The sequence below is a fragment of the Paenibacillus flagellatus genome (genome assembly GCF_003217775.1).
GTDB lineage: Bacteria > Bacillota > Bacilli > Paenibacillales > NBRC-103111 > Paenibacillus_AB > Paenibacillus_AB flagellatus.
Genome location: NZ_QJVJ01000003.1, coordinates 440,407 through 465,025, shown reverse-complemented (window position 1 = coordinate 465,025; position 24,619 = coordinate 440,407). Strand labels below are relative to the sequence as shown.

Below are 24,619 nucleotides of genomic sequence, written 5' to 3'. Positions count from 1 at the left end.
CGCTGCGACAACCGTAACAATCAGACGAAACCTTCCGGGGACGTGACACGTTCCCGGCAAGGTTTTTTTACTTTCCGGCCGCTGCCGGAAGGACGATGGCGAGCTCCTTCATTTTCGTCTGGACAAATCGATTGTTTGATTGTAACATTAAAAATGTTATAAACGAACATTCCGTACAGCACGAAAGTATGCGGAAGAACATAGAAGATCGGGAGGCTCTCTTATGTCCATCGTCCCAAGAATGAACCGTCTGTTCGGAGAGGACGGCAAATGCTTCGACGTAGCGATCGACCACGGCTTTTTCAACGAGGCTTCGTTTTTGTCCGGCATCGAGAATATGAAGAAAGCGATCGAAACGATCGTCGCCGCCGGTCCCGACGCGATCCAGCTCAGCCCGGGCCAGGCCGGCCTGCTTCAATCGATTCCGGGCAAGCGGAAGCCGTCGCTCGTGCTCCGCACCGACATCGCGAACGTATACGGCAAGTCGCTGCCGTCGCACTTGTTCAGCCAGCTGATCCAGCGTCCGGTCGAGCAGGCGGTCGCGCTTGACGCCGCCTGCGTCGTCGTCAACCTGCTGCTGCTGCCGGGCCGGCCCGAGCTGTACCATCAATGCGTCGAAAACGTATGCAGGCTGAAGCCCGACTGCGAGAAATACGGCATGCCGCTTATGGTGGAGCCGCTCGTCATGCAGCCGAACGAGACGCACGGCGGCTATATGGTCGACGGCGATTTGGATAAAATCGTGCCGCTCGTTCGCCAAGCCGTCGAGCTCGGGGCGGACATCATCAAGGCGGACCCGTGCGACGACATCGCGGACTACCACAAAGTCGTCGAGGCGGCTTCGGGCAAGCCGGTTCTGCCTCGTGGCGGCGGCCGCGCGCCGGACGAGACGATTCTCGCCCGCACGTACGAGCTGATGCGGCAAGGCGCTTCCGGCATCGTCTACGGGCGGAACGTCATCCAGCACGCTTACCCGGATCGGATGACGAGAGCGTTCATGGCGATCGTCCATGAAGGGGCGACCGCGGAACAGGCGCTCGGCATGCTGAAAGGAGCGTGACGGCGAATGGCGAAACGGATTATCCGCTTCGGCGTTATCGGCTGCGGCCTCATGGGCAAAGAGTTCGCGAGCGCGGCGGCGAGATGGCTGCATGTGGCGAACGTCGATTTCGAGCCCTGCATTACGGCGGTATGCGACGCGAACCTGCAGGCGGCGGAATGGTTCCGCGAGCGGATTCCCGGCGTCGCGACCGTCACGGACGATTACCGGACGCTATTGGCCGATCCGGACATCGACGCCGTTTATTGCGCCGTTCCTCATCATCTGCACGCCGACCTTTATGCCGATATCGTCCGCGCGGGCAAGCATCTGCTCGGCGAGAAGCCGTTCGGCATCGACCGCGAAGCGAACGAACGGATCATGACCGCCATCGCGGAACGTCCGGACGTGCTCGTGCGCTGCTCGTCGGAATTTCCGTTTTTCCCCGGCGCCTACCGGATCGCCCAATGGGTGCGGGAGGGGCGGTTCGGCCGCATCATCGAAGCGGAAGCCGGCTTCTGGCACAGCAGCGACCTCGACCCGAACAAGCCGGTCAATTGGAAGCGGCGCGAGGCGACGAACGGGGAGTACGGCTGTATGGGCGATTTGGGCATGCATGTTCTCCACCTGCCGCTCCGGTTCGGCTGGAAGCCCCGGTCCGTCCGGGCGCTGCTTCAGAAGGTGGTCGAAGAGCGGCCGGACGGCAAAGGCGGCATCGCGCCTTGCGAGACGTGGGACAACGCGATATTGGCCTGCGATGTCGACACGGCCGACCAACGGTTTCCGATGGTGCTTTCGATGAAGCGGATCGCGCCCGGACACGCCAATACGTGGTTTATCCGGATCGCGGGCACGGAGCTATCCGCCGAGTTTTCGACGAAAAACCCGAAGCGGCTCGCCTATCTCCCGTATCGTCCCGGCGGGGAGCAAGCATGGCACACGATCGACGTTCCGCATCAATCGGCGTACCCGACGTTGACGGGCGGAATATTCGAATTCGGCTTCTCCGACTCGATTCTGCAAATGTGGACGGCGTTTTGCGACGAGCTCGTCAACCGCGAGGCGATGTCGCAGCCGCTGTACTGCGCGACCCCGGACGAGGCCGCGGCGAGTCACGAGGTGTTCACGGCCGCGCTGGAATCCGGGCGGACGGGGCAAACGGTTCGAATCGGCGGGAGGGATCGGCATGAAGCGGAATCGGCTGCCCCGGCATCGGTCTGAAGCGCTCCCCGCCGGGCGCGCGCAGCCGGCGGAGGCGATCGTCGCCGGGCATATTTGTCTCGATATCATTCCGGATTTGGGGGATGCGGGGCTCGAGACGATTGCCGTGCCGGGAGCGCTGATCAACGTCGGCGGCGCGGTTGTGACGACCGGCGGCACGGTGGCGAATTGCGGCGTGGCGCTGCACCGGCTGGGCATCCAAGTCAAGCTGATGGGCAAAATCGGCGACGACCCGTTCGGGACGCTCATCGCGGATACGCTTCGCCGCGAAGGCGAGACGCTGGCGGAAAGCTTGATCGTCGGGACCGGCGAGCAAAGCTCGTACAGCATCGTCATCAGTCCGCGAGGCTCCGATCGGATGTTCCTGCATGCCCCGGGGGCGAACGATACGTTCGCGTCGGACGACGTGACGGACGTCGAGCTGGACGGAGCGCGGCTGTTTCATTTCGGCTACCCGCCGCTCATGAAGGCGATGTACGCGGATGGCGGGCGCGAGCTCGAGAAGCTGCTGGCCCGGGCGAAGGCGAAAGGATTGACCGTCTCGCTCGACATGTCGCGCCCGGACCCGGGCTCGCCGGCGGGAAAGGTCGACTGGACGTCGCTGCTCGCCCGGGTGCTGCCGTACGTCGACGTCTACATGCCGAGCTGGGAGGAAACGCTGTTCATGCTGGACGGCCCCGGTGCGGGGCATTCGGCCTCGGCCATGTCCGGAGACAAGCTGGCGGAGCTGTCCGGCCGGCTGCTGGCGATGGGGCCGGCCGTCGTCGGCATCAAGCTGGGCGAGGAAGGGCTGTACGTCCGCACGACGGGGGATGCCGAGCGATTGGAGCGTTTCGGACGCTGCCGCCCGTCCGATCCCGCAAGCTGGACGTCCCGCGAGCTGCTGGCACCGTGCTTCGAGGTGGAGGCGGCCGGTACGACCGGAGCCGGCGATTGCACGATCGCCGGATTTTTGGCGGCACTTCTGCACGGATTGCCGCTCGAAGGGGCGATGACGGGCGCCGTGGCGGTCGGCGCGTGCAACGTGGAGGCGGTCGACGCGACGAGCGGCATCGTGCCGTGGGCGGACGTCCAGCGCCGCATCGCGGCCGGCTGGGCCCGCCGCCCGACGTCGATGCCGCTTCCCGGCTGGCGAACCGGCGGCGCGGACGGCTTGCGGATCGGCCCGCATGACAGGGCCGCATTCTTTTCGCTATAATGAGATGGTTCCATGCATCAACGGTCCTCCGGGACCGGTCGACGGAGTGAATAGGCAGACGATGCGCCCTACGATGAACGATAGACAAACCGACATATGGAATATGATTCAGCGCGAAGGCGAAGTGAAGCTGAGCGAGCTGAGAGCGAAATACGCGGTAACCGAGATGACGATTCGCCGCGATCTGGAGAAGCTCGAGCAGCTCGGGCTCGTCCGGCGAACGTTCGGCGGGGCGATACCGGTTACTCCGGACGTGTCGCTCCAGGAGCGACACACGGTCAGTCCCGAGGAGAAGGCGGCGATCGGCATCGCGGCCGCCGCCCTCGTCCGGCCGAACCAGGCGATTTTCATCGACGGCGGGACGACGACGTTGCAGCTCGCGAAGCAGATGAAGCCGGATGCGTCCGTAACGGTCGTGACGAATGCGCTGAACGTCGCCGCGATCCTGCTGGACAAAGGCTTTCACACGATCGTCGCCGGCGGCATGCTGCTCGAGAAAACCGGCTCGATGGTCGGGCCGATCGCGATGTCGACGCTCGGCACGATGGCATTCGACCAGTCGTTTCTCGGGACGACGGGCATTACGCTCGAGCACGGCTTCAGCAATTCCAATTCGCTGGAAGCGGAGCTGAAGCGGGAGGCGATGAGGCGGTCGGGGCAGGTGAACGTTCTTGCCGATGCGAGCAAGTTCGGAGAAACGTTTTTGCATTCGTTCGCCGGATACGCCGACGTCGACCGCATCGTGACGGACCGCTGGCCGCCCGAGCCGTTCGTGCAAGCCGCCGACCCGGCCGGCGTCGAGATCGTCGTGGCGTCCCAGGTCGATTCGTAAAGCGGGCCGCCCGCTCCATCCGGCATGATGAAAAAAAGCCTTGCGACACGAGCCCGCAAGGCTTTTCGGCGATTATTTGCTAAACTGCCGGAAGCTGTCCATCCGCATCAACCGATGGATCATGAATTCGGCGATTCCGAGCAGCAGCGTCAGCGTCAGCAGCTCGGTCCAGGAAAGCGACCAATCCATGATATACGCCACCGCCCAAAAATAAACGAACGCCATGACCGCGTCGGCCGTCGTGGCGACGCCGTTGCCCGCCGTGCGCAAAATGAATTGGTCGCCTATGGCGTAAGCGATCAGCGTAAAGACGACGGAAGCGGTAATGCAGCTTAACAGGCTCGCTTCGGTGAACCAATAAAGAAGCGAAACGGCGATCGCGCCGTTCACGAACAGTTTGACGAGAAATTTTCCCATGGGACGTCCCACCTTGTCTAAGTAGTGTCGGAGTGCGCTTTCACTGCTAGCTTGCTTGAGTCGCGAGGAAAATATGCATCCCTTGATCGCGAAGGACAAGCAATTGATGGCACCGGCGCCGGTCGGCGTTCGTTTCTGGTATACTGAATAGAATAACGTCACACGAAGGGGAGAACAGGATGGGAGCCATATGGATCTCGAACGTCCGCATCGCGGCGGACAACGGAATGATCGAACGGGGAGCCGTCAAAATCGAGCACGGTCGCATTGCGCGGGTCGTGGAGCATCGCGGCGGCGACGAGCGCATGCCGGACATCGATCCGGCGGACGATCTGATCGACGGAGGCGGCCGGCTGCTCATCCCGGGCATGATCGACGTCCATATCCACGGAGCGAACGGGTACGACATGATGGACGGGACCGAGCGGAGCGTCGAGGCGGTGTCCGAGGCTTGCGCTTCGGCGGGCTGCACGTCGTTTCTTGCCACCTCGGTCAGCTCGACCTTGGACGATTTGCTGGCCATGATCGGCGCGGTCGCGAACGTGACGGGCCGCGAACCCGGCGCCCGCATCGCGGGCATTCACGCGGAAGGCCCCTACTTGAACGTCAAGCGGAAAGGCATGCAGAACGAGGCTTATCTTCGTCACCCGGATTTGGACGAAATGAAGCGGGTTATCGAGCAGGCGGGCGGGCGGCTGAAAATGGTCACCGTCGCGCCGGAGCTTCCGGGCGGCATGGACATGGTCGCCTTCTTGCACGAACAGGGCATCGTCGTGGCGCTGGCGCATTCCGACGCCGATTACGATCAGGCGACCGAAGCGTTCCGTCTCGGCGCGAGCCACGTGACGCACTGCTTTAACGGCATGCGGCCGATCCACCATCGCGACCCCGGTCTCGTCGCCGCCGCGTTCGAGCAGCCGCACGTCAGTCTGCAGGCGATCGTCGACAACGTTCACCTCCATCCCGCGATCGTGCGCCTGATGCACCGGGTGAAGGGACCGGAAGGCGTCGTGCTGATCACCGACGCGCTCCAAGCGATGGGACTCGGCGACGGCACGTACCGGTTCGGCGGCCACGACGTCACCGTATCGGGGGGCGTCGCGACGTTGAAGGACGGGACGCTTGCCTCGAGCACGGTAACGATGAACCAGGCGTTAAAATATACGGTCGAGGCCGGCATTCCGCTCCATGACGCGGTGACGATGGCGAGCCGGACGCCGGCGGATTTGCTCGGCTTGCCGCGCAAGGGGCGGATCGCTCCGGGAGCCGACGCCGACGTCGCCCTGCTGGACGACCGATTCGAGGTCGAATGGACGATGATCGAAGGCCGCATCGTGTACAAGCGCGGGTCGTCCGGGGGATAAAGCGGCTTGCGAATGCGTACGCTATTGCCGATTCCATCTCGAAAGGATTGAACGGCATGAACGGCAACGACGGACAACCGGACGTATACAACGAAACGACGAACACCGCCGGCGGCATTACGACGCCCGCGAACCAGCAGGACGTCTCCCCGACCGACCTGCTTGCCGAAGCGGTCGAGGAAGGGATGGACCGGCTTCGGCAAACGTTCGAAGACGAGAACGACCCGAAATCGTAAGGTAGCGAAAAGACGCATGGCCGCCGGGGGCGGTCATGCGTTTTTTTGCAGCTTGTTGGACGGCCAAACAAACGGCTCCGTTTAGGCGAATAGGCGGTTCGCGTCATTTCCGTCTTCTTTTTTGGCGAACGCTCGGTTATGATACGGGTGAAGCGCATCGCCCGGATTTGGCGATGCGCAGACGGGAGGGGAGCCGCTATGGCCGGAACGAAGGCGGTATTGTTCGATTTGTTCGAAACGTTAATCAGCGAGTACGCCGACGGCGTACGCAAGGTCGACCGGGCGAACCGCAGCGACGCGGCACGGCTCGGGCTCGAGCACGACGCGTACCGGCGCGAATGGGGAGCGCGTCGGGAGGGGAGGATGACGGGAGCGTTTCCCGACTATTTCGCCGTTATGCGCGACATTTTGCACTCGCAGAATGCGGCGCCGGACGAAACGGTGCTTCAGGCGATGTACGAGGAACGGCTTCGCGAAAAAGCGGCCGCCTTTCGCGGCAACGATCCCGAAGTGGTCGATATGCTGCGCGAGCTGAAGCGGGCGGGCTTGCGTCTCGGTCTCGTCAGCAACTGCACGGAGGAAGAAGTGCGTGCTTGGGAGAACAGCGAGCTTGCCGAATGGTTCGACGACGTCGTGTTCTCGTACCGGGTCGGCTGCGCCAAGCCGGATCCGGCCATTTACGGGCTTGCCTGCGAACGGCTGGAGGTGCGCCCCGGCGATTGCCTGTTCGTCGGCGACGGAGGCTCCGACGAGCTGAACGGAGCGGCGCGAGCCGGCATGACCGCTCGCCGGGCCGTCTGGTATTTGCCCCAGGCTATGCGGGAGCGCGACTTCGGTTACCCGCAGCTGGTCCGACCGATGGAGGTCGTCCGGGTCGCGCTCGGCGGGGAGGGGCTTTCGTGATCGTGCATTACCGGATCGTGACCGGCGTATCCAGAGGAATCGGTGCCGCGCTGGCCGAGCGGCTGCTCGGACCGGACCGGCTCGTCATCGGGATCGCGAGAAACGACAATGAAGCGGTTCGGGCGACGGCCGAAGCGAAAGGCTGCGGCTACCGGTTCGTTCCGTTCGATTTGGCCGATACGACGGGCATCGACGGGCTGATGGACGAGCTGTTCCGGTCGATCGACCGCGGACGGGCCCGTTCGGTCGCCCTCGTCAACAACGCCGCGTCGCTTAGCCCGCTTCGGCCGATCCATGCTTGTACCGATCGGGAAATCGCCGGGCATTACGCCGTCAACTTGCTCGCGCCCGTTTTGCTGACGAAGCATTTCGTCGGCCGGACGGCGGGCTGGAACGCCGTCAAATCGGTCGTCAACGTGTCGTCCGGCTCGGCCGAATGGCCGATGGCGGGGATGGCGCCGTACTGCAGCTCGAAAGCCGGACTGAACGCGTTTACGCAATGCGTCGCGCTCGAGCAGCAGGACGTCGATAATTCCCGTACGCGTATTCGCCGTCTACCCGGGCATGGTCGAGACCGACATGCAGCGGCTGGCCCGGACGAGCCGAAGCGACGAGCTGCCGGGGGCGGGACGGTTTCGCGAAGCGTTCGAGGAGGGGCGGCTGACGACCCCGGAACGGGCGGCGGAACGGATCGTTCGGCTGCTGGAGTCGAAGGGGGAAGTTCCGGTCTTGATCAGAAGGCCGGACGATGCGGAGGAGGTCGTATTCGAATGAGGAGCGGTCCGATCCAATCGCTGGTGCTTGGCATCCCGGTAGCGAAAAGCGACTACGATCGCGCGATCGACTGGTATGTCGGCGCGTTGGGCTTCGAGCTCGTCTGGAAAAAGGGCGTCGCCCAGCTTCGGATGCCGAACGGGCAAAAGCTGCTCGTGTTCGATCCCGACGACGACCCGGATAGCATTTGGTACGCGGGGGATTACGAAGCGCATCCGCACTACTCCGTGCAGCTCGTCGTCGGCGACCTCGAGAAGCTGACCGAGAGGCTGACCGGCAGCGGCGCGCGTCTCGGCCCGATCCTGCGGGGAGGAGGAGGCGGACGGGATATGCGGATCGACGATCCGTTCGGCAACCGCTGGTGGGCGATCGAGGACCCGAAGCCGAATGCCGCGGCCCCGAGCCCGCTCGACGAGTTTAGCCGAAAGTCGTCGTTTGGACGAAGCGGCGCCGCTACGGACCGGATTCGGCTTCGGCCGACCGGCGCCGGCGACCTCGATTTCGTCGTGGATGCCGAAACCGCCGAAGGCAGCCGTCCGTATGTCGGCCAATGGACGCGCGAACGGCATGCGGAAGCGATCGACGACCCCGACGCGATGCATGCCGTGATCGTCCGTCTCGGCGACGGGCAGCGGATCGGGTATGTCATCGCGCAGGGGCTGCGGGAAGGACGTTCGATCGAGCTGAAGCGGCTCGTCGTTACCGAGCCCGGCAACGGCTACGGCCGCGAGACGGTCCGGTTGGTGAAACGGCTCGCGTTCGCCGAATGGAGGGCGCGGCGTCTGTGGCTGGACGTCCGGGCCGGCAATACGCGTGCGGAACGGCTGTACCGATCGGAAGGCTTTCAAATCGAAGGCGTGCTTCGCGACGCCGATTACGCGGACGGACGGTACGTGTCGCTCGCGGTGCTGTCCATGCTGGCGGACGAATACGTGCCCGAGCCGGCGGCCGGGCCGGCGACGTAACGGTACGGTCGGACGCCACGCGGGACGCTATCCCCGTCTCCGCGTGACGCGACGTTTGCGGCCGCATTGCTGTCCTTTGACCGCGTCCGACAAATACGGGACCGTTCTCGCGTTCGGGCGGTTATCCGGCAAGCGGAACGTCCGGACGATGCGCGGCACGTCGGTGTTGACCATCCGCTTCATAAGGCGGATGGGGCGGCCGTATTTCGCGTAATCGAAGTCGCCCGTATCGGGATCGATAAACTCGCCGGGCAGCTCCTCCGGCGTCGAATAGGCGAATATCGTTCCGTTCCTTTCGGCCAGCAGGATGAGGGGAGAATCGTCGTATCCTTCCTTCTCCCATTGCTCGCGGGTCATCCGGAACGCGTACAGCGTCAGGACGTCGCCGTATCGGCGGCCCCGGTACTTGAACACGAAGTGCACCTCGTATTCCGCCGACGGGTCGAAAACGGATTTGTCGACCGCGACGTACCGCTTCCACCAAAGCGGGAACCGGAGCGTAAAGCCGTATCGGGCATCCCGGTAGACGGTGATCGACGTTCGTTTCATGATTGTCACTCCCTTCCAATGCTGTAACTGGCTACATATGGTTCAGCGTATGCGGGCGTGGGCGTTTCGGTTCGTTCGGCAGCGGATCCGGCCGGGATACGAAAAAGGCCAACCGTCCGTTCGACGGTTGGCCTGTGCGGCGTATGGGTTTAACGGGAAGTCAGGTGCCGAAGCGCTTCCTCCGAGACGACGATCGGCTCCTTCGGGATGCGATCCGGCGAGAAGCCGGCTACGAGCTCGGCCGGCCGGACCGGCTCGGGCCGCTCGATCAGGCCGCTCCAGTAGGCGAGCCAGCCGACGACCCGCTCGGGCGGAACGCCGTTTTCGCGGAGCGAGACGAGCATGACGGCGTCGTCGCGCTTCGCGAGGCGCCGTCCGTCCGGGCCGTACAGCAGCGGAATGTGGGCGAAGGCGGGAGCGGCCAGGCCGAGCGCCTCGTACAGCAGCAGCTGGCGCGGCGTCGAATCGAGCAGGTCGGACCCGCGAAGCACGTCGGTGATGCGCATCGCCGCATCGTCGGCGACGACCGCCAGCTGATACGCGTACACGCCGTCGGCGCGCTTCACGACGAAGTCGCCTCCCGAGCCGGCCGGGAAATGCTGTTCGCCCGCGACCGCATCGCGGAAGAAGACCGGGCGGTCCGGCAGCGCGAACCGATACGATGGCGTCTTGACCGCGGCGCGGGCGGCTTGCTCCTCCGGCGTCCGATGCCGGCACGTGCCCGGATAGGCCGGGCCTTCGGAAGCGAGCCCGTGGGGGGCGCTAGCGATCGCCGCCAGCTCGGCCCGGCTGCACGTGCAAGCGTACAGCAGGCCGTCGCGCTCCAGACGGCCGAACAGCCGGTCGTATTCCTCTTCGCGTTCGCTCTGCACGTACGGGGCGTACGGGCCGCCGATATCCGGGCCTTCGTCCCAATCGAGACCGAGCCAGCGCAAATCGCGGATCATCAGCTCGGCGAAGGCCGGCCGGCAGCGGGGCTTGTCGATATCTTCCAGGCGCAGCACGAATTCCCCGCCCGCGGCGCGCATCTGCAGCCAGGCGAGCAGGGCGGTGCGGGCGTTGCCGATATGCAGCCGGCCGGACGGGGTGGGAGCGAATCGGCCTCGTCTCATCGTACACCACGCCTTTCCTGTCGAAACGTTTGCGGACATAAAAAAAGAAGATGCTTGCGCACCTGTCCGGGTTTTCACTATGAAGGTCGGTTCGTCGAACCCGAGGGCAAGCGACGAAAATGGAAGATAAATGGCGGAGCTGACGGGATTCGAACCCGCGGTCTCCTGCGTGACAGGCAGGCATGTTAGGCCTCTACACCACAGCTCCGCGAAACTTATTTCCGAAACACAAGTCGTATCATAACACGGACATGCCGGTATGCGCAATAGTTTGTTCAAAAAAATCTTGTAAGCCCGGAGGGAGGCGAACCGGTTGCCCTTTTTGAAAAAAGTAACGCTGGACCGGTCCAATCTCGACGATGCCGAGCGGGAGCGCTATCCGTTTGCACTGCCGGCGATTCGGAGCTTGACGGAGCTGTCGTTCGACGCGGACGTTACGTTTTTTACCGGGGACAACGGCTCCGGCAAGTCGACGCTGCTCGAGGCGATCGGCGCTGCGTGCGGCTTCAGCATCGTCGGTGGCAAAGACCTCGTCATCGGCAAAGAAAAGGACGACGCGAAGCTGGCCTCCATCCTGAAGCTGTCGTGGCTGCCGAAGGTGAACAACGGTCTTTACTTCCGGGCGGAGACGTTCGATACGTTTGCGGGCTATATCGACGAGCTGGCCAAGGAGCCGACGATCGGTTCTTCCGCTTATGCGCCGTACGGCGGTGTATCGTTGAACGAACGGTCGCACGGCCAGTCGTTTTTAACGTTTTTCACGAACCGGATGGGACGGAGAGGCCTTTATTTGCTGGACGAGCCGGAGTCGGCGCTGTCGCCGCAAAATCAGCTCGCCTTGCTCCGCATCGTGTGGGAAGCGGTCGAGCGAAGCGGCTCGCAATTCGTCATCGCGACGCATTCGCCGATCTTGATGGCGTACCCCGGCGCGAGGCTGTTTCTGTTCGACGACGCATCCGTGCGCGAAATCGAATACGAGGATACCGAGCATTATCGGCTGACCAAGCATTTTCTGAACGACAGGGAAGCGTACTTTCGCACGTTGTTTCGGGATTGACGGAAAATTTCATTCGGGTGCGGCGGATACGGCGGTATCGGGCCGTGCGGGAAAATGCCCGGAAGCCAATCGGCGTCCGGGCTATTCCGCGTCAGACGGGCGAGCGCTGACGCTTGAACTCCTCGATCGCCGCGTCGTTCATTCGGGCGGGAGTCCATTTCGGCTCCCATACGAACTTCACGTCGACGCCGCGTACCCCGGGGATCGCCCCGATTTTCTCCGTAATGTCCTCCACGATTTCGTCCTTCATCGGACATTCCGGGACGGTCAGCGTCATTTCGATGGAGACGCGGTTGTCCGCATCGACGTTCACCTCGTAGACAAGTCCCATGTCGACGATATTGACATGCACTTCGGGATCGAGAACGTCTTCCAGCACCGTCCATATCCGTTCTTTCAAGTCCATGGCGTTTTCCTCCGGTTGGCGAATATCGTACGTCACCATTATTTCCAGCGGACGGGAAAACATGAGCCGAACGACAAACAAGCCGCTTGCGGAGGCAGCGGCTTTTCGGGAATGGGTCGGGTAAGCGCTTATACGGAACGGGAGTTCCGGGATTACGGCGACTGCCGCTTATGTCTTGAACAACGGCTCGACGAACGAGGCGATGAACGTATCGGCGATCCGCTCGGCCGTATAGCCGTACGTCTGACGCAAATGCAGGTTGACGGGGGGCGCGAGGGACGAAATCAGCACATGGGCGACGAAGACGGCGTCGGTCGGACCGGTTTCGCCGCGCTCCTGCGCCTCCTTCAGCAGCCCGCAGAGCAGGTCGTGCATAAACCGATACGGCGTCGATTGGAAAAAATGCTCGCGCTCCTCCGCGCACGTCCGGCTTAGCAGATCGGCTTGAATCGCCCTGAGCCAAGTCGACTCCTCGTTGACGAAGCGGATCAGCATGCGCAGGACGGCCTCCAATCGCGTTTTGGCGCTTTTGTCGGCATCGCGCTGAAGAATGTCGCGGATTTCGACGGTCAGACGATCGAAATGCTCTTGCAGCAGCTCCATGCACAGCTCGCCTTTTTGTGCGAAACGGCGATACAGCGTCGCTTGGCCGATGCCGGCCGTTTTGGCGATTTGGTGCATGCTGACGGCATCGACGCCGTGCTCGGCGAACAGCTCGCGGGCCGTCTTCAGGATGACGTCGCTGACGTGTCGGGCGTCTTTTCGTTTCGGATTCATCGACATGGGTTCTCACTCCGTTCCTTTCCATCGGACGGGCCGTACGTATTCGTCGTTGACAACCGGACAATTGTCCGCTAATATTCAGAAATAGAAACAGAAGCGGACAATTGTCCGCAAAAAAGGGACGCCGCTCGGGCGATAAGGAAATCACCTTTATTGTATCGCGGCCCGCCGCACAGGTCAATTTCCGCCCCAAGGGGACCGGGCGTACGAACCGTAGGAGGAGAGAAATCATTATGTCCGCACCATCGCAAGATCGAGGCAAGCCGATGACGATGAAAGAAATCGTCGCCCCGCTCATCGCCATTATCGTGGGCATGTTCATGGTCATTTTGGACGGGACCGCCATGAACGTCGCCATGCCGAAATTGATGGACGATTTTCAAAGCTCCATCACGCTGGTCCAATGGACCGTAACCGGCTACGCGCTAGCCCAATCGGCCGTCATCCCGCTCGCGGGCTGGCTGTCCGACCGGTTCGGGGCGAAGCGCATTTTCATTTTGTCCGTCATTCTGTTCACGATCGGTTCGGCGCTTTGCGCATTGGCGGTCAACGTCGAACAGCTGATCGTGTACCGGATTTTGCAAGGACTCGGAGGCGGGATGGTCGCTCCGATCGCGATGGCTTTTACATACCGGCTCAGTCCGCCGGGAAAAGTCGGCGCCGTTATGGGGATGATCGGCATCCCGATGCTGCTTGCGCCCGCGCTCGGACCGGTCATCTCCGGCTGGCTCGTCGAGAACGCGACCTGGCATTGGATATTCCTGATCAACATTCCGATCGGCATCCTCGGCGTCATCATCGCCGTCCGCACGCTGCCGAACATCGCGCGGCAGGCGGTGCCGTCGCTCGACCTTCTCGGCATCTTGTTCGGACCGATCGCCTTCGCCGCACTCGCTTACGGCGTCAGCGAAGGAGGGACGGACTGGACGTCGGCCAAAACGATCGGCGGCCTGATCCTCGGCGGGGTCGCGTTGATCGCCTTCGTCATCGTCGAGCTTCGGCGCTCGCAGCCGCTGCTCGAGCTGCGCGTATTCGCCTCCGTCAACTTCACGCGGGGCATCGTCGTGCAGTGGGTTTCCCAAATCGCGCTGTTCGGGACGCTGTTCCTCGTGCCGCTGTTCCTGCAGCAGGCGAAAGGGTACGACGCGCTGGAGACGGGTCTCATCCTGCTCCCGCAAGCGCTGAGCGCCGCCATCTTCATGCCGATCGGCGGCCGGCTGTTCGACAAGATCGGCGCGCGTCCGGTCGTCATGACGGGACTTGCGATCGTCACCGGAGCCGCGTTTCTTCTGTCGCGCGTTTCGGCCGACACGACCGTCTTCGGCTTGATGATTCCGCTCGCGATGCTGGGCGCCGGCATGGGCTTGTCGATGATGCCGCTCAACACGCACATTATTCAGTCGGCTCCGGCCCATTTGGTCGGCCGGGTGACGTCGCTGACCGGCGCCGCCCAGCAAGTGATGTCGTCGTTCGCCATCGCGGGCTTGTCGACGATTTTGACGAGCCGGATGAAGCATTACGGGCCGACGGCGGCAAACCCGCTGGACGCGATGTCGTCGTCTTACGGCGATACGTACTTGATCCTGTCCTGAATCGCCATCGGCGGAACGATTATCGCGTTCCTGCTGCGCCGTCCGAGACGGAAGCCGGAAGGCGAGGCGGAGAAGACGGAAGTCGGCATGATGATGAGCCATTGATCCGGCATCTTACGGCGAAAGGCGTGCAATCGCCATCGGCGGAACGATTATCGCGTTCCTGCTGCGCCGTCCGAGACGGAAGCCGGAAGGCGAGGCGGAGAAGACGGAAGTCGGCATGATGATGAGCCATTGATCCGGCATCTTACGGCGAAAGGCGCGGGGACGATCGTCCTCGCGCCTTTCTTTATGGGTGCCGCGCCGCCGGTTCGCTTCCGAACAGGCGGAAGACCGGCTCCTCGCCGCCGCCGCCGCCGCAGGTCGGGCATTCCGCCACGGGAGCCGGAAAGGCCATGACGACCGACGACGTATACGTATCGAAGTTGAGGCTTACGACTTTGCCTTCGGTTTGCGGCGGTTCGTATCGGGTCAGACGGCGGACGATTTCGGTGCCGACCATTCCCGCCAGCATCATGTAGACGGACGGGATCGCCGCGCTCGGCATGCGGAAGCCGGAAGCGAGACAGCTTTCGATCGTCGCTGCATAGAGCTCGTTCGCCCGGCTTTGGAGCAGGTGGTTGCAGTCGATGCAGCCCGTCTCGCCGGGAACGACGGTGTAGCAATGACCTTCGGCGACATTCATTCCTCCTCCGATAAAAGGAATGCCGAGCCGGACGCAAGCCTCGTTCACCCACCGTTCCAAAAGAAAGTAGGGCTCGTCGGCCGCCAGCACGACCAGCTCGCTTCCCCGTACCGCCTCTAGCGCGTCCTCCGCCGAGCCGATTTTGCGGGCAACGCCCTCGAACCGCAGATCGGGGCGAAACCGGGACATAAAGTCGGCTGCCGCCTCGAGCTTGGGGCGACCGATGTCGCGTTCCCCGTACAGCAGTTGCCGGTTCAGGTTGCTGCGTTCGACGACGTCGAAGTCGACGACGCGTACGGCGGAAAGTCCGCAGCCGGCCAGCTGGAACAGCACGCCGGAGCCGAGGGAGCCCGCTCCGATGACCGTTACGCGCGCCGTCTTCAACTTTTCCTGCATCTCCCAGCCGCTTCGCGTCAAGCTCGATCGGTACGAGAAAAAGCCCGCGTTCGCCCGGAACCGGTCGAGCTCGGGCGGCGACAGGGAGGTACGCTTCGCCGCCGCCGCATCGTCGAGCAAGCCGGCCTCATCCAGCGCGCGGACGCATTCGTCGAACGCCTCCCGGGTCGTATCCGGGTCATCGGCCGCCGTCGCCGCGTAGAGCTCGTCCATTGTTCGCGTGCCGTCCATCCGACGAAGGAGGGCGTAGACGGCGCCGTCCGCGTCGTCGATTTCGACAGCCCGTCCCGGAAACGTTTCCCCGATCCGCAGCGCCCCATCGGCTGTCCTCCGGATCGTAAACAGCGGCTTGAATAGCGGTTGTACGGCGAATGTCATGAGCGTGACCTCCTTGGAGAGCTTGTGTGCCGCCACAAAGTCGAAGAGGGTGTCCCAAAAGTACGCTTTGGAACACCCTCAGTCGGGATAAACGTAAACGTCGCTATCCCGATTCGATCGGCGTTCAGTTCAAGTTGCGGCCCGTCAGGACGACTGACTCGATTTTTTTGATGACGATTTTCACGGCCGTCACCTCCTTCTTCGGCAGCGGAATCGGCGTCAGTTGAAAGCGAGACCCGTCGTTTTGACGGAAGGAACCGGCTTGACCTTAATTTTCTTCATGTCGCATCACCTCCTTTCCGGCGTACGATCGATCGGCACCACGAGCCGATCAGCACGCTGAACGGGAGCAGGCAGGCGGCCAGCAGCATCACGCGAACCGCGGCGTGCGCGGAGAGAAGCGGAAAGCCTTCCAGCGACCGAGCCGTGTCAAGGATGAACCGGAGCGCGATCGGAAGCTGGACGAGCCCGACCCAAGCCAGCGCTGCGGCGACGCCGATGACATAAAACCAGACGTATCCGGCAATGATCGTCTTTTCGCGGGCGGGGACGTTCGCCCACGACTCCCGAAGACGATCGTCCCGGCGGCGGAACAAGACGGCGATTCGTAGCCGCGTATGCTCGAGCAGCCGGTCGCAGCGACAAAACGTGGTGAACACGTAATACAGATCGGTTTTCATGAAAAAGAGAAATTGAAACAGCAGCAGCTGGAGCAAATGAAAGGCGGCCATACGAACGATCCGGTTTCCCGTCTCGCCCAGTGGAAGCGCTCCGGCGTCGTGCAGGACCAGCAAGGCCGTTCCCGCCGCCAGCAGCGCCACGTCCGTGAACATGCCCGCCAAGTAAGCGGCATAACGCAGCCGATGCGGGACAAGCACAATGCCCGACATATCGGTCAATGCGACCGGAAACAGCAGCCGGTGGCCGACGCCGAATCGGCAGCGGACGCCGAGCGAGCGCGCCGCGAGCAGGTGGGCGGTTTCGTGCAGGGCCAGCAGCAGCCAGCAAAGCGCGATCGCCGCCAGCACGTTCCATGCCGGAGACGACGTCGCGAAGAAATCGTCCGTCCGCGGAAGAAGGGAGGGACGCCACACATACGCCGCCGGCACGAATGCCGCGGCTATCGCATAGACCGCGAACGCGGCGGGGGTATGGAACAGCAGGCGGCCGCAACGGCCGGGGAGCCTCGCGAACGGCTCCCGCCCGGAAGCGCGGTCGTGCACGATCCGCCCGTCGATGCGGTAGACGAACGGGTACTCGTCCGTCAGCTCCTCCACGAACGATTGGACGTCGACCGGCTCCCCGTATCGTTCGGCCAACAGCGACTCCGCCGAGCGGATCGTATGCCCGGCGCGGATCAGCTCGAGCGCTTCCCAGCCGACCCGCGGGATCGCGACGAACACCCCGACGTCGGTTCGTCCGACGACGTATTCCTCTTCGCTCTCCGCCCGCATCGCCAGCTCGTGCAGGACGAGGACGCTGTCTTTGCCCAGCTTCGCGCTCATCGCCGATTCCCCTCCGTACGCCCCCATTGTAATGGAAAGAAAGGGACGGAGCATGCAGCTTTCGGCCCGCTTTTGTGACGCGTTTCCCGATGACCGGTCATGCCGCATTCGTGACGTCGTCATACCGAAACGACGGTTTCGGAACGGAAGCCGGGGACGCAAAAAAGCCGTCCGGATCGGACGGCTTGTACGGTCGAAAAAAAATGGGCGAAGCTCTTGCATTCGAAAAAAACCTATGTTAATATATCATAATAGTTAAAGTATCAGTTATTATTTGCAATGTACCAAACTTATAATATCACATCAACAACTTTTTGTCAACCTTCAATCCGATTCGAAGCTACAGGGGGAGGAAGCTGGACTATGACGAACGAGCAGCGTCCGGGAGTAAACGCCGAAGGCGCGCACCGGCAAGAGAACATGTCGTACGAAGAGCAGACACGCACCGGCACCGACCCGAACGACGAACCGTTTCGCGCCGACGACGATTTGTCGCTGCCGCCCGGCATTACGATGAACGATCCGGTGCGTCTTTATTTGAAAGAAATCGGCCGCGTCCAGCTGCTGTCGGCGGATCACGAGATCGAGCTGGCGAAGCGGATCGAGGAGGGCGACGAGTTCGCCAAGCGAAGGCTGGCCGAAGCGAACTTGCGCCTCGTCGTCAGTATCGCGAGACGGTATGTCGGCCGCGGCATGCTGTTCCTCGATTTGATTCAGGAAGGCAACATGGGCTTGATGAAGGCGGTCGAGAAGTTCGATTACCGGAAAGGCTTCAAATTCAGCACGTACGCGACGTGGTGGATCCGCCAGGCGATCACGCGCGCCATCGCCGACCAAGCCCGGACGATCCGGATTCCGGTCCATATGGTCGAGACGATCAACAAGCTGATGCGCGTGACGCGACAGCTCGTGCTGGAGCTTGGCCGAGAGCCGACGCCCGAGGAAATCGCGAAGGCGATGGAGCTCAGCACGGACAAGGTGCTGGAAATTATGAAAATCGCGCAGGAGCCGGTTTCGCTCGAAACGCCGATCGGCGAAGAAAACGACTCGAACCTGGGCGACTTCATCGAGGATCCCGACGCGCTGGCGCCGGCGGACGCGGCCGCCTACGAGATGCTCAAGGAGCAGCTCGAAGACGTGCTCGACACGCTGACGGAGCGGGAGGAGAGCGTGCTTCGACTCCGCTTCGGGCTCGACGACGGGCGTTCGAGAACGCTCGAGGAAGTAGGCCGCGAGTTCGGGGTTACGCGGGAGCGCATCCGCCAGATCGAGGCGAAGGCGCTTCGCAAGCTGAGACACCCGAGCCGCAGCAAGCGGCTGAAAGATTTTTTGGAATAACGAGACGATCGGAGGGAAAACGAAGATGCCCGGATTTGTAATTCGCTGCCTGGACTGCGGCGAGGAGCAGCGTATCGTCCCCGGCCGCCGGCCGTACCGGAACGAACGGATCGTGTTCGGAACCGACAATTACGGGGCCGACCACATTTCTTGCGAATGCGGCAACGCGCTCGAGGAATGGAGCCGGTTCGAAGGAAAGCAGTTCGATAGCGAATTCGTCGTCGAATGGCGGGAGCTTTCGGCGAAGCCGACGGCGGCGAAAAACGCGTAAAGCGATTAGGCGGTCCGTACCCGAGTGCGGCCGTCTTTTTTTGCGTCGATATGCCGGTACGACATTTTATGTCGCACCTCCCCCTTTACAATGGAAAACGAAAGGGGGGACCAAGCATATGCCGAAAACGAAACGTGGCCGCGTCCTCTGGAATTTGCCTTCGCGCGGGCGCGGCACATGTCCGGTGTGCGCCGCCACGCGAATCAAGCTGCTGTATCCGCGCACGAAAACCGACGGCACGGCGGTCAAGGTGTGCAAGCGGTGCGCCGCTGCGCCGCAGCCTCGGGTGGACGCCGCCAACGGATGAGCGGTCGGCTCCGCCTGCCGCCGGTACGAAGGCCCGCGATTCGTCGCGGGCTGTTTGCATGCCGGGCGGTCCGATGTTGTAATAGGAGGATAAGGGCCAGAGGTCCCGTCGAAAGGAGCTGACGATGCCGCATGAGCAATATGCACCGGATTCAATGGTTCGACCAGCAAGTGCGGGAAGGCCGCTATCCGAACAGCTCCCGGCTCGCGGAACGGTTCGAAATCTCGAAACGGCAGGCGCAGCGCGACATCGAATACATGGAATCGTCGCTGCGCGCCCCGCTCGCGTACGTTCCCCGCAAGCGCGGATATGCGTACGAGGATAAAGCTTACGTGCTGCCTCTTCTATACATGACCGACGAGGAGAAAAAAATATTGAAATATCTCGCGGTTCGCTACAAGCAATACAGCTACGACAACGCCGCATCCGTCAACCGGATCGCCCATCTGCTCGAGAAATTTACCGACGAGGGGAGCGGAAACGACGGAGCCTCCGTGCGTCTGCCCGTATTCGGAGCGGAGCCGCGTACCGTCGAAGCGATTCAGCTGCTCTCCGGCGCGATCCGGGAGCACCGGGTCGTACACGTCCACTATCGCGAAGGGGAGCGGGAATCCCGGCTCGACCTGCGGCCGCTGCAGCTCGAATCCCGGTACGAAGCCGATTTCCTGACCGCCCTCGACGAGCGATCGGGCGAACGAATGACGCTCAGACTGGATGCGGTCGGCCGCGTGGCCATGACGGATCGCCGATTCGAGCCGGTGGACGGGGAGGCGGGGCATAGCGGCGAGGAGCCGGGAAGACCACCCGTCCGCAAGCCGTTTACGGCCCGCGTCGAGCTGGCGCGGCCCCCGACCGGCCGGTCGTGGAGCGGCTACCCGATCCGATTGGAGGGGGCGTCCGTTTACGAGGTGCAATTTTACGATATCGATTCGTTCGTGCAGCATTTGCTCGTCGCCGAGTGGGAAAAGCTGCTGTCGCCGAAGTAGCTGATCGACAAGCTGCGGAGCCGCTGTCTCCGCGCCATGGACCGGCTGGGGACGGACGATCGGTGAGAGGAGCGGAAGCGATGGGTTCGGTTGTATTGGATATCAAGATGAAGCGCGAGTCCAAATCGTTCACGGACAGCCTGCACGCCGTCCTGACGGCCGCAGGACGGTTCGACGGGCCGAAGTACCGGCTGTCCGTCTTGAGCGGGATGGCCTACAAGTTTACGGTGCATGAACGACTGCTGCCGTTGTCCGTAACCGCTTACGGTCAATGGGGAGTCGAGCACGGTCCGGCCGTCGACAATTTGGGCGTCTATACGGTTTGGGACGGAGGGCGCACCCGGCATCCGACGTTCCGTTATTATCAGCAGGACGCGGTGCGGTCGACGAAAGCAAGCTTGGACCGCGGCGTCGGCGCCGTGTATTGGATTCCGGAATTCGGCGTCATTCACGGCTACGACGACGGCGACCGGGTGTTTTATGTGAACAACGGGTGGACGGAGGAAAGCGGGGTATTGCTGTACGACAATTTCGGGCTGAACGCGACCCCGTTTTGGTACGTTCAATGGTTCGGCGGCAAAGTGGAGATCGACGAGCGCGAGATGACGCTCGAATCGCTGCGCTTGGCGCTGGACGATTGGGAGACGCCTTACAAGACGCCGCCCCAGACGGATATCGCTTCGGGCAGGCTCGCCTACACCTATTTGATGCAAGGGCTGGCCAGGGACGATTTTGACGAAAAGGGCGCCGTCTCCATTGTGGATGCTTTTCGAGCGAGCCGGACGGAAATTCGGGACGGTTTGCGCGATCTCGCGTGGACGCTGCCCGTGCTGGCCTCGGCCGCCGAGCTGTACGGCGAGCTCGCGGACGTGGCCGCCGATTTCGGGAGCTGCTTCGCGCAGCGGGACGGCGTCCGCCGGGTCGACCGGTCCCGGATCGGGGAGCTGATTCGGCTGCTGGACGCCGCGCTGGCGCTGGAGGAGCGGGCGATGAGGAGGTTCCGGGAGATTTCCGCCGAATACCCCGATCCGAGACGATCCGTCGTCCCGAGATGGGGGGCCCATATACCAAGATGAAGCGAGGGCGACAACAATGGGACGCGTTTATTTGGACGGGTTGCGCATGACGATCCAGTCGAAATCATACGTCGATGCGATGCACGCCGTCTTGACGCATAAAGGCTGGACGGACCGGTCGAAGCCGATGCTGGCGGGGATGACCGCTGCCGCCTTTCGCCTGTCCGTCAACCGCCGTCTGACCGCCGAATCACCGACGGCGTACAACTGGATGGCCGAGCATTTTTTGGCCGGAGACTTTATCGGCGTCGCGTCTTCGCAGCAAGCGGGGTTCTCGTTCGCGCCGACGTTTCCGCTCTACGCCCGGCAATCGATCGAGTCGATCCGAGCTTCGATCGACCGCGGGACGGGTGCGATTTTCTGGAAAGACGACTTCGTCGTCGCGGTCGGCTACCGGGACGATATCGGGGCGCTGCTCTATTCGGACGGGACGGAGGACGAGCCGCTCGAGCTGCCCTATGAGGCGTTCGGGATCAACGATAGTCCGTACTGGTACGTTCAGACGTTCGACGATCGGATGGACGCGGACGAATGGACGATATACAAGGAATCGCTCATTCAAGCGGCCGCGAAATGGGAGTGGCACGACCCCCTGCTCCCGGAGCGCGATTACGCGTGCGGCGAGGCGGCCTACGAGGCGATGGCCCGCGCGTTCGAGAGCGGCGACTTCGACCGGGACGGCGCCCGGCAGATCGTCGGCCGGCTTGCGGCGGCCAGACGCGATATCGCCGATTATACCGCGGAGCTGCACAGGCGATGGCCCGCTTGCGGCGCGATCGCGACACGTTACGCCGAAGCGGCGGACGTGCTCGAGGAGATGAACGGTCTCGCCGCCCGTTTGCCGGCCGGAAGCGGCGAAGCCGCCCGCCTGGCCTCGATGGCGGAGGAGGTCCGCGGGATCGAGGCGTCGGCGGTCCGGGAAATCCGGTCGCTGCTGCGCGAGACGATCGGCAACCGGTTTCACGACATCGGCTTGAGGTGACGCGACATTTTCCCGTCCGAGGAATGGTTTCCCAGCGGGATGGGGCATCCTATGCGGGAACGACCCGCGGTACAAGCGGGAACGGGAGGAGCGATCATTCATGCTGCAAACGGAAGCGAAGCCGCAGACGGGAACGCGGCGGCTTCAAGATCAAGTCGCGTTCGTCACGGGTGCGAGCTCCGGGATCGGCCGGGCGACGGCCATACGTCTCGCCGCGGAGGGCGCGAAAGTGTGCTTGGCCGATCTGAAGGAAAGCCGCTCGGAGGACGTGAAACGGACGATCGAGCAGGCCGGCGGCCAAGCGATCATCACGGACATCGACGTATCGGACCCGAAGCGGGTCGAGGAAGGGATACGCCAAATGGTGGAGGCGTTCGGACGGCTCGACGTCGTTTTCGCCAACGCCGGCATTAACGGAACGTTGGCGCCGATCGAGGATATGACGATCGAAGATTGGGATCATACGCTGACGACGAATTTGAAGGGGACGTTTCTGGCCGTCAAGTACGCGATTCCCCATATGAAGCTGCACGGGGGGAGCATCATCGTCACGAGCTCGATCAACGGGAGCCGGGTCTTTTCCAATTTCGGCTTCTCCGCGTACAGCACGTCGAAGGCGGGGCAGGTCGCCTTCGCGAAGATGGCGGCGCTGGAGCTGGCGCGGTACAAAATTCGCGTCAACGTCATTTGTCCGGGCGCGATCGAGACGAACATCGGCGAGAACACTCATAAGACGAAGGAGCTTGAAAAAATAACGATTCCGGTCCAATATCCGGAAGGAAGCCAGCCGCTCGAGCATCGGGCGGGGAAGCCCGAGCAAGTGGCCGACCTCGTCCTGTTTCTCGCCTCCAAGGAATCGGAGCATATTTCCGGTACGGAAATTTTCATCGACGGCGTAGAGTCGCTGCTGTAAGGCTCGCAGCGCAAAAAGCCGATTCCCGGAAACGAAAAAGCCGCGCATGGACGCGGCTTTTTTCGTTCCCCGGCGAATCGTCCGGGCATATACGGATCGGGCTACACCTTCATGTCGCCGTGCTGCAGCTGTGACGTTTCCACTTGGATGGTCGTATGCATGATATTATATTTTCGCTCGATCAGATGGACCGCCTGCTGCAGGACGTTTTGGCTGTCCGCGTCGTCGTCCACGAGCAGGTGGCAGCTGAGCGAATCGAGGCCGGACGTGATCGTCCAGACGTGCAGGTCGTGCACGTTGCGAACGCCGTCGATTTCGAGCAGCGACCGCTTTACGTCCTCGCAGTCGATCGTGACCGGCGTGCCTTCCATCAAGATGTGTACGGCGTGATTGACAACGCCCCAGGCGCCTTTCAAAATGAGCAGGGCGACGACGACGCTGATGACGGGATCGGCCCAATACCAGCCGAACAGAAGCATAAGCGCGCCGGCGGCGATCGCGCCTACGGAGCCGAGCGCGTCGCCGAGGACGTGAAGATAGGCGCTTCGCACGTTGATATTGTCTTTGACGTCGCTCTTGCGCATCAGCGTCCAGGCGCTGGCGAGATTGGCCAACAAACCGATGCACGCGACGACCATCATCGAGCCGCTCGCCACCTCGGGCGGATCGAACAGCCGCTGCGACGCCTCCCACACGATAAAGCCGGCGATGACGAACAGCGTCGCCCCGTTGAAGAGCGCGGCCAATATTTCGAACCGGTAAAACCCGTACGTCTTGTTCGGCGCGGCGGGACGGGCGGCGAAGTACATCGCGACGAGGCTCAAGGCGAGCGACGCGGCGTCGTTGAGCATGTGGCCCGAATCGGACAGCAGCGCGAGACTGTTCGTGATCAGCCCGCCGAAAAATTCGAGAATCATGATGCCTGCCGTAATCAGAAGAGCGATCGTCAGCCCCTTCTTGTTGTTCGGGCCATGGTGATGATGGCCGTGTCCATGGTGATGGCCGTGGCCGTGGCTGTGTCCGTGATGGTTATGCCCGTGCGCGTGACCGTGCCCTTCGTCGTGTTCATGCCCGTGATCGTGTCCATGATCGCAGTAGCGGCCATGCGCGTGATCGTGTCCTTGCCGTTTCGTTTTCGATTCGTCTTTGTCGTGTCCCATCCGGAATCCTCCATCCAACGTATGAGCATTTATTCATATATTGATTATAATTCACTCCTTTCCCCGTTGCAAGCCTCCAAGCGCCGGTTGTGAGAAAAAAAGCCCCGCCGCGTCATCGGACGCGCGGGGATGGCAGCGCCGCTCGGACGCGCGGCTTCGACCGAGCCCGCCGAC

The 24,619-nt window shown here is 62.5% G+C and carries 24 protein-coding genes, 1 tRNA gene and 1 pseudogene; 17 read left to right on the top strand and 9 right to left on the bottom strand.

All coding sequences use genetic code 11. From position 1 onward, the window contains the following. Window positions 1–223: 223 nt before the first annotated feature. The 4 genes from DLM86_RS08670 (at window position 224) to DLM86_RS08655 (ending at window position 4,290) form a co-directional block, all read left to right on the top strand. Window positions 224–1,060 (top strand): class I fructose-bisphosphate aldolase, encoded by an 837-nt coding sequence (locus DLM86_RS08670; protein ID WP_110839583.1) that lies wholly within the window; start codon window positions 224–226, stop codon window positions 1,058–1,060. A gap of 6 nt (window positions 1,061–1,066) precedes the next feature. Next, entirely contained in the window at window positions 1,067–2,260 is a 1,194-nt protein-coding gene (locus tag DLM86_RS08665; protein WP_110839582.1) for a Gfo/Idh/MocA family protein, read from the top strand. Next, window positions 2,226–3,458 (top strand): carbohydrate kinase family protein, encoded by a 1,233-nt coding sequence (locus DLM86_RS08660; RefSeq protein ID WP_110839581.1) that lies wholly within the window; start codon window positions 2,226–2,228, stop codon window positions 3,456–3,458. The genes DLM86_RS08665 and DLM86_RS08660 overlap by 35 nt, the downstream gene beginning before the upstream one ends. Before the next feature lie 73 nt (window positions 3,459–3,531). Continuing rightward, window positions 3,532–4,290, top strand: a complete 759-nt coding sequence (locus DLM86_RS08655; protein ID WP_245954440.1) for a DeoR/GlpR family DNA-binding transcription regulator — start codon at window positions 3,532–3,534, stop codon at window positions 4,288–4,290. Between the two features lie 72 nt (window positions 4,291–4,362). Here the strand turns inward: DLM86_RS08655 and DLM86_RS08650 are convergent, their stop codons facing one another. Beyond that, window positions 4,363–4,707: a DUF2512 family protein gene (locus DLM86_RS08650; protein WP_110839579.1), complete on the bottom strand. Its 345-nt coding sequence runs from the start codon at window positions 4,705–4,707 to the stop codon at window positions 4,363–4,365. A 179-nt stretch (window positions 4,708–4,886) separates the two neighbouring features. On the opposite strand from DLM86_RS08650, the gene nagA reads away from it, so the two are divergent. From nagA to DLM86_RS08630, 4 genes are all read left to right on the top strand, one after another. Then, entirely contained in the window at window positions 4,887–6,071 is a 1,185-nt protein-coding gene (nagA, locus tag DLM86_RS08645; RefSeq protein WP_110839578.1) for an N-acetylglucosamine-6-phosphate deacetylase, read from the top strand. 56 nt (window positions 6,072–6,127) lie between these two features. Next, window positions 6,128–6,307: a hypothetical protein gene (locus DLM86_RS08640; protein ID WP_110839577.1), complete on the top strand. Its 180-nt coding sequence runs from the start codon at window positions 6,128–6,130 to the stop codon at window positions 6,305–6,307. A 198-nt stretch (window positions 6,308–6,505) separates the two neighbouring features. Next, entirely contained in the window at window positions 6,506–7,210 is a 705-nt protein-coding gene (locus DLM86_RS08635; RefSeq protein ID WP_158289395.1) for an HAD family hydrolase, read from the top strand. After that, a complete protein-coding gene (locus DLM86_RS08630) occupies window positions 7,207–8,949 on the top strand; it encodes an SDR family NAD(P)-dependent oxidoreductase (protein ID WP_158289394.1) in 1,743 nt (580 codons plus the stop codon). Before DLM86_RS08635 ends, DLM86_RS08630 begins: the two co-directional genes overlap by 4 nt. Window positions 8,950–8,976: 27 nt before the next feature. Here the strand turns inward: DLM86_RS08630 and DLM86_RS08625 are convergent, their stop codons facing one another. From DLM86_RS08625 to DLM86_RS08615, 3 genes are all read right to left on the bottom strand, one after another. Beyond that, the gene (locus DLM86_RS08625; RefSeq protein WP_110839574.1) at window positions 8,977–9,498 is read right to left on the bottom strand and encodes a hypothetical protein; all 522 of its coding nucleotides are present in this window, start codon (window positions 9,496–9,498) and stop codon (window positions 8,977–8,979) included. A 149-nt stretch (window positions 9,499–9,647) separates the two neighbouring features. Then, window positions 9,648–10,610 carry a tRNA glutamyl-Q(34) synthetase GluQRS gene (gene gluQRS / locus DLM86_RS08620; RefSeq protein WP_110839573.1) on the bottom strand — a complete coding sequence of 321 codons (963 nt, stop codon included), beginning with the start codon at window positions 10,608–10,610 and terminating at the stop codon, window positions 9,648–9,650. Window positions 10,611–10,741: 131 nt separating this feature from the next. Beyond that, window positions 10,742–10,818 (bottom strand) — tRNA-Asp (locus tag DLM86_RS08615). A 105-nt stretch (window positions 10,819–10,923) separates the two neighbouring features. On the opposite strand from DLM86_RS08615, the gene DLM86_RS08610 reads away from it, so the two are divergent. Beyond that, window positions 10,924–11,667 (top strand): AAA family ATPase, encoded by a 744-nt coding sequence (locus DLM86_RS08610; RefSeq protein ID WP_110839572.1) that lies wholly within the window; start codon window positions 10,924–10,926, stop codon window positions 11,665–11,667. 91 nt (window positions 11,668–11,758) lie between these two features. On the opposite strand, the gene DLM86_RS08605 is transcribed toward DLM86_RS08610, so the two are convergent. Further along, the gene (locus DLM86_RS08605) at window positions 11,759–12,073 is read right to left on the bottom strand and encodes a metal-sulfur cluster assembly factor (RefSeq protein ID WP_110839571.1); all 315 of its coding nucleotides are present in this window, start codon (window positions 12,071–12,073) and stop codon (window positions 11,759–11,761) included. Between the two features lie 168 nt (window positions 12,074–12,241). Beyond that, complete coding sequence (locus tag DLM86_RS08600) at window positions 12,242–12,856, bottom strand: TetR/AcrR family transcriptional regulator (RefSeq protein ID WP_110839570.1); 615 nt, start codon at window positions 12,854–12,856, stop codon at window positions 12,242–12,244. 233 nt (window positions 12,857–13,089) lie between these two features. Between DLM86_RS08600 and DLM86_RS08595 the strand changes: the two genes are divergently transcribed. Further along, on the top strand, window positions 13,090–14,448 hold the full coding sequence (locus DLM86_RS08595; RefSeq protein WP_170143700.1) for a DHA2 family efflux MFS transporter permease subunit: 1,359 nt from the start codon (window positions 13,090–13,092) through the stop codon (window positions 14,446–14,448). A 289-nt stretch (window positions 14,449–14,737) separates the two neighbouring features. Here the strand turns inward: DLM86_RS08595 and DLM86_RS08590 are convergent, their stop codons facing one another. Continuing rightward, complete coding sequence (locus DLM86_RS08590) at window positions 14,738–15,907, bottom strand: HesA/MoeB/ThiF family protein (protein ID WP_110839569.1); 1,170 nt, start codon at window positions 15,905–15,907, stop codon at window positions 14,738–14,740. A gap of 278 nt (window positions 15,908–16,185) precedes the next feature. Beyond that, window positions 16,186–17,412 carry a M50 family metallopeptidase gene (locus tag DLM86_RS08585; protein ID WP_110839568.1) on the bottom strand — a complete coding sequence of 409 codons (1,227 nt, stop codon included), beginning with the start codon at window positions 17,410–17,412 and terminating at the stop codon, window positions 16,186–16,188. 396 nt (window positions 17,413–17,808) lie between these two features. Here DLM86_RS08585 and rpoD point away from each other — a divergent pair. The 7 genes and pseudogenes from rpoD to DLM86_RS08550 form a co-directional block, all read left to right on the top strand. Then, a pseudogene (gene rpoD / locus DLM86_RS08580) lies at window positions 17,809–18,750 on the top strand (RNA polymerase sigma factor RpoD); the annotation flags it as partial. Between the two features lie 25 nt (window positions 18,751–18,775). Continuing rightward, window positions 18,776–19,021 (top strand): hypothetical protein, encoded by a 246-nt coding sequence (locus DLM86_RS08575; protein ID WP_110839567.1) that lies wholly within the window; start codon window positions 18,776–18,778, stop codon window positions 19,019–19,021. Between the two features lie 118 nt (window positions 19,022–19,139). Then, window positions 19,140–19,328 (top strand): hypothetical protein, encoded by a 189-nt coding sequence (locus DLM86_RS08570; RefSeq protein ID WP_110839566.1) that lies wholly within the window; start codon window positions 19,140–19,142, stop codon window positions 19,326–19,328. 131 nt (window positions 19,329–19,459) lie between these two features. Beyond that, window positions 19,460–20,314 carry a helix-turn-helix transcriptional regulator gene (locus tag DLM86_RS08565; protein ID WP_110839565.1) on the top strand — a complete coding sequence of 285 codons (855 nt, stop codon included), beginning with the start codon at window positions 19,460–19,462 and terminating at the stop codon, window positions 20,312–20,314. An 80-nt stretch (window positions 20,315–20,394) separates the two neighbouring features. Then, a complete protein-coding gene (locus tag DLM86_RS08560; protein WP_110839564.1) occupies window positions 20,395–21,390 on the top strand; it encodes a hypothetical protein in 996 nt (331 codons plus the stop codon). Between the two features lie 16 nt (window positions 21,391–21,406). Beyond that, window positions 21,407–22,372, top strand: a complete 966-nt coding sequence (locus tag DLM86_RS08555; protein WP_110839563.1) for a hypothetical protein — start codon at window positions 21,407–21,409, stop codon at window positions 22,370–22,372. 100 nt (window positions 22,373–22,472) lie between these two features. Next, window positions 22,473–23,285, top strand: coding sequence for an SDR family oxidoreductase (locus DLM86_RS08550; protein ID WP_110839562.1), 813 nt, complete (start codon window positions 22,473–22,475; stop codon window positions 23,283–23,285). A gap of 101 nt (window positions 23,286–23,386) precedes the next feature. On the opposite strand, the gene DLM86_RS08545 is transcribed toward DLM86_RS08550, so the two are convergent. Further along, complete coding sequence (locus tag DLM86_RS08545) at window positions 23,387–24,445, bottom strand: cation diffusion facilitator family transporter (protein WP_110839561.1); 1,059 nt, start codon at window positions 24,443–24,445, stop codon at window positions 23,387–23,389. Window positions 24,446–24,619 lie beyond the last annotated feature (174 nt).

Bases quoted from the DNA above. Each gene is read 5' to 3' on its own strand.
- DLM86_RS08590 (WP_110839569.1), bottom strand. From the start codon at position 15,907: ATGACATTCGCCGTACAACCGCTATTCAAGCCGCTGTTTACGATCCGG.
- DLM86_RS08585 (WP_110839568.1), bottom strand. From the start codon at position 17,412: ATGAGCGCGAAGCTGGGCAAAGACAGCGTCCTCGTCCTGCACGAGCTG.
- DLM86_RS08550 (WP_110839562.1), top strand. From the start codon at position 22,473: ATGCTGCAAACGGAAGCGAAGCCGCAGACGGGAACGCGGCGGCTTCAA.
- DLM86_RS08650 (WP_110839579.1), bottom strand. From the start codon at position 4,707: ATGGGAAAATTTCTCGTCAAACTGTTCGTGAACGGCGCGATCGCCGTT.
- DLM86_RS08665 (WP_110839582.1), top strand. From the start codon at position 1,067: ATGGCGAAACGGATTATCCGCTTCGGCGTTATCGGCTGCGGCCTCATG.
- DLM86_RS08635 (WP_158289395.1), top strand. From the start codon at position 6,506: ATGGCCGGAACGAAGGCGGTATTGTTCGATTTGTTCGAAACGTTAATC.
- DLM86_RS08600 (WP_110839570.1), bottom strand. From the start codon at position 12,856: ATGTCGATGAATCCGAAACGAAAAGACGCCCGACACGTCAGCGACGTC.
- DLM86_RS08545 (WP_110839561.1), bottom strand. From the start codon at position 24,445: ATGGGACACGACAAAGACGAATCGAAAACGAAACGGCAAGGACACGAT.
- DLM86_RS08575 (WP_110839567.1), top strand. From the start codon at position 18,776: ATGCCCGGATTTGTAATTCGCTGCCTGGACTGCGGCGAGGAGCAGCGT.
- DLM86_RS08660 (WP_110839581.1), top strand. From the start codon at position 2,226: ATGAAGCGGAATCGGCTGCCCCGGCATCGGTCTGAAGCGCTCCCCGCC.
- DLM86_RS08595 (WP_170143700.1), top strand. From the start codon at position 13,090: ATGTCCGCACCATCGCAAGATCGAGGCAAGCCGATGACGATGAAAGAA.
- DLM86_RS08570 (WP_110839566.1), top strand. From the start codon at position 19,140: ATGCCGAAAACGAAACGTGGCCGCGTCCTCTGGAATTTGCCTTCGCGC.
- DLM86_RS08605 (WP_110839571.1), bottom strand. From the start codon at position 12,073: ATGGACTTGAAAGAACGGATATGGACGGTGCTGGAAGACGTTCTCGAT.
- DLM86_RS08555 (WP_110839563.1), top strand. From the start codon at position 21,407: ATGGGACGCGTTTATTTGGACGGGTTGCGCATGACGATCCAGTCGAAA.
- nagA (WP_110839578.1), top strand. From the start codon at position 4,887: ATGGGAGCCATATGGATCTCGAACGTCCGCATCGCGGCGGACAACGGA.
- DLM86_RS08625 (WP_110839574.1), bottom strand. From the start codon at position 9,498: ATGAAACGAACGTCGATCACCGTCTACCGGGATGCCCGATACGGCTTT.
- DLM86_RS08560 (WP_110839564.1), top strand. From the start codon at position 20,395: ATGGGTTCGGTTGTATTGGATATCAAGATGAAGCGCGAGTCCAAATCG.
- DLM86_RS08655 (WP_245954440.1), top strand. From the start codon at position 3,532: ATGAACGATAGACAAACCGACATATGGAATATGATTCAGCGCGAAGGC.
- DLM86_RS08670 (WP_110839583.1), top strand. From the start codon at position 224: ATGTCCATCGTCCCAAGAATGAACCGTCTGTTCGGAGAGGACGGCAAA.
- DLM86_RS08565 (WP_110839565.1), top strand. From the start codon at position 19,460: ATGAGCAATATGCACCGGATTCAATGGTTCGACCAGCAAGTGCGGGAA.
- gluQRS (WP_110839573.1), bottom strand. From the start codon at position 10,610: ATGAGACGAGGCCGATTCGCTCCCACCCCGTCCGGCCGGCTGCATATC.
- DLM86_RS08640 (WP_110839577.1), top strand. From the start codon at position 6,128: ATGAACGGCAACGACGGACAACCGGACGTATACAACGAAACGACGAAC.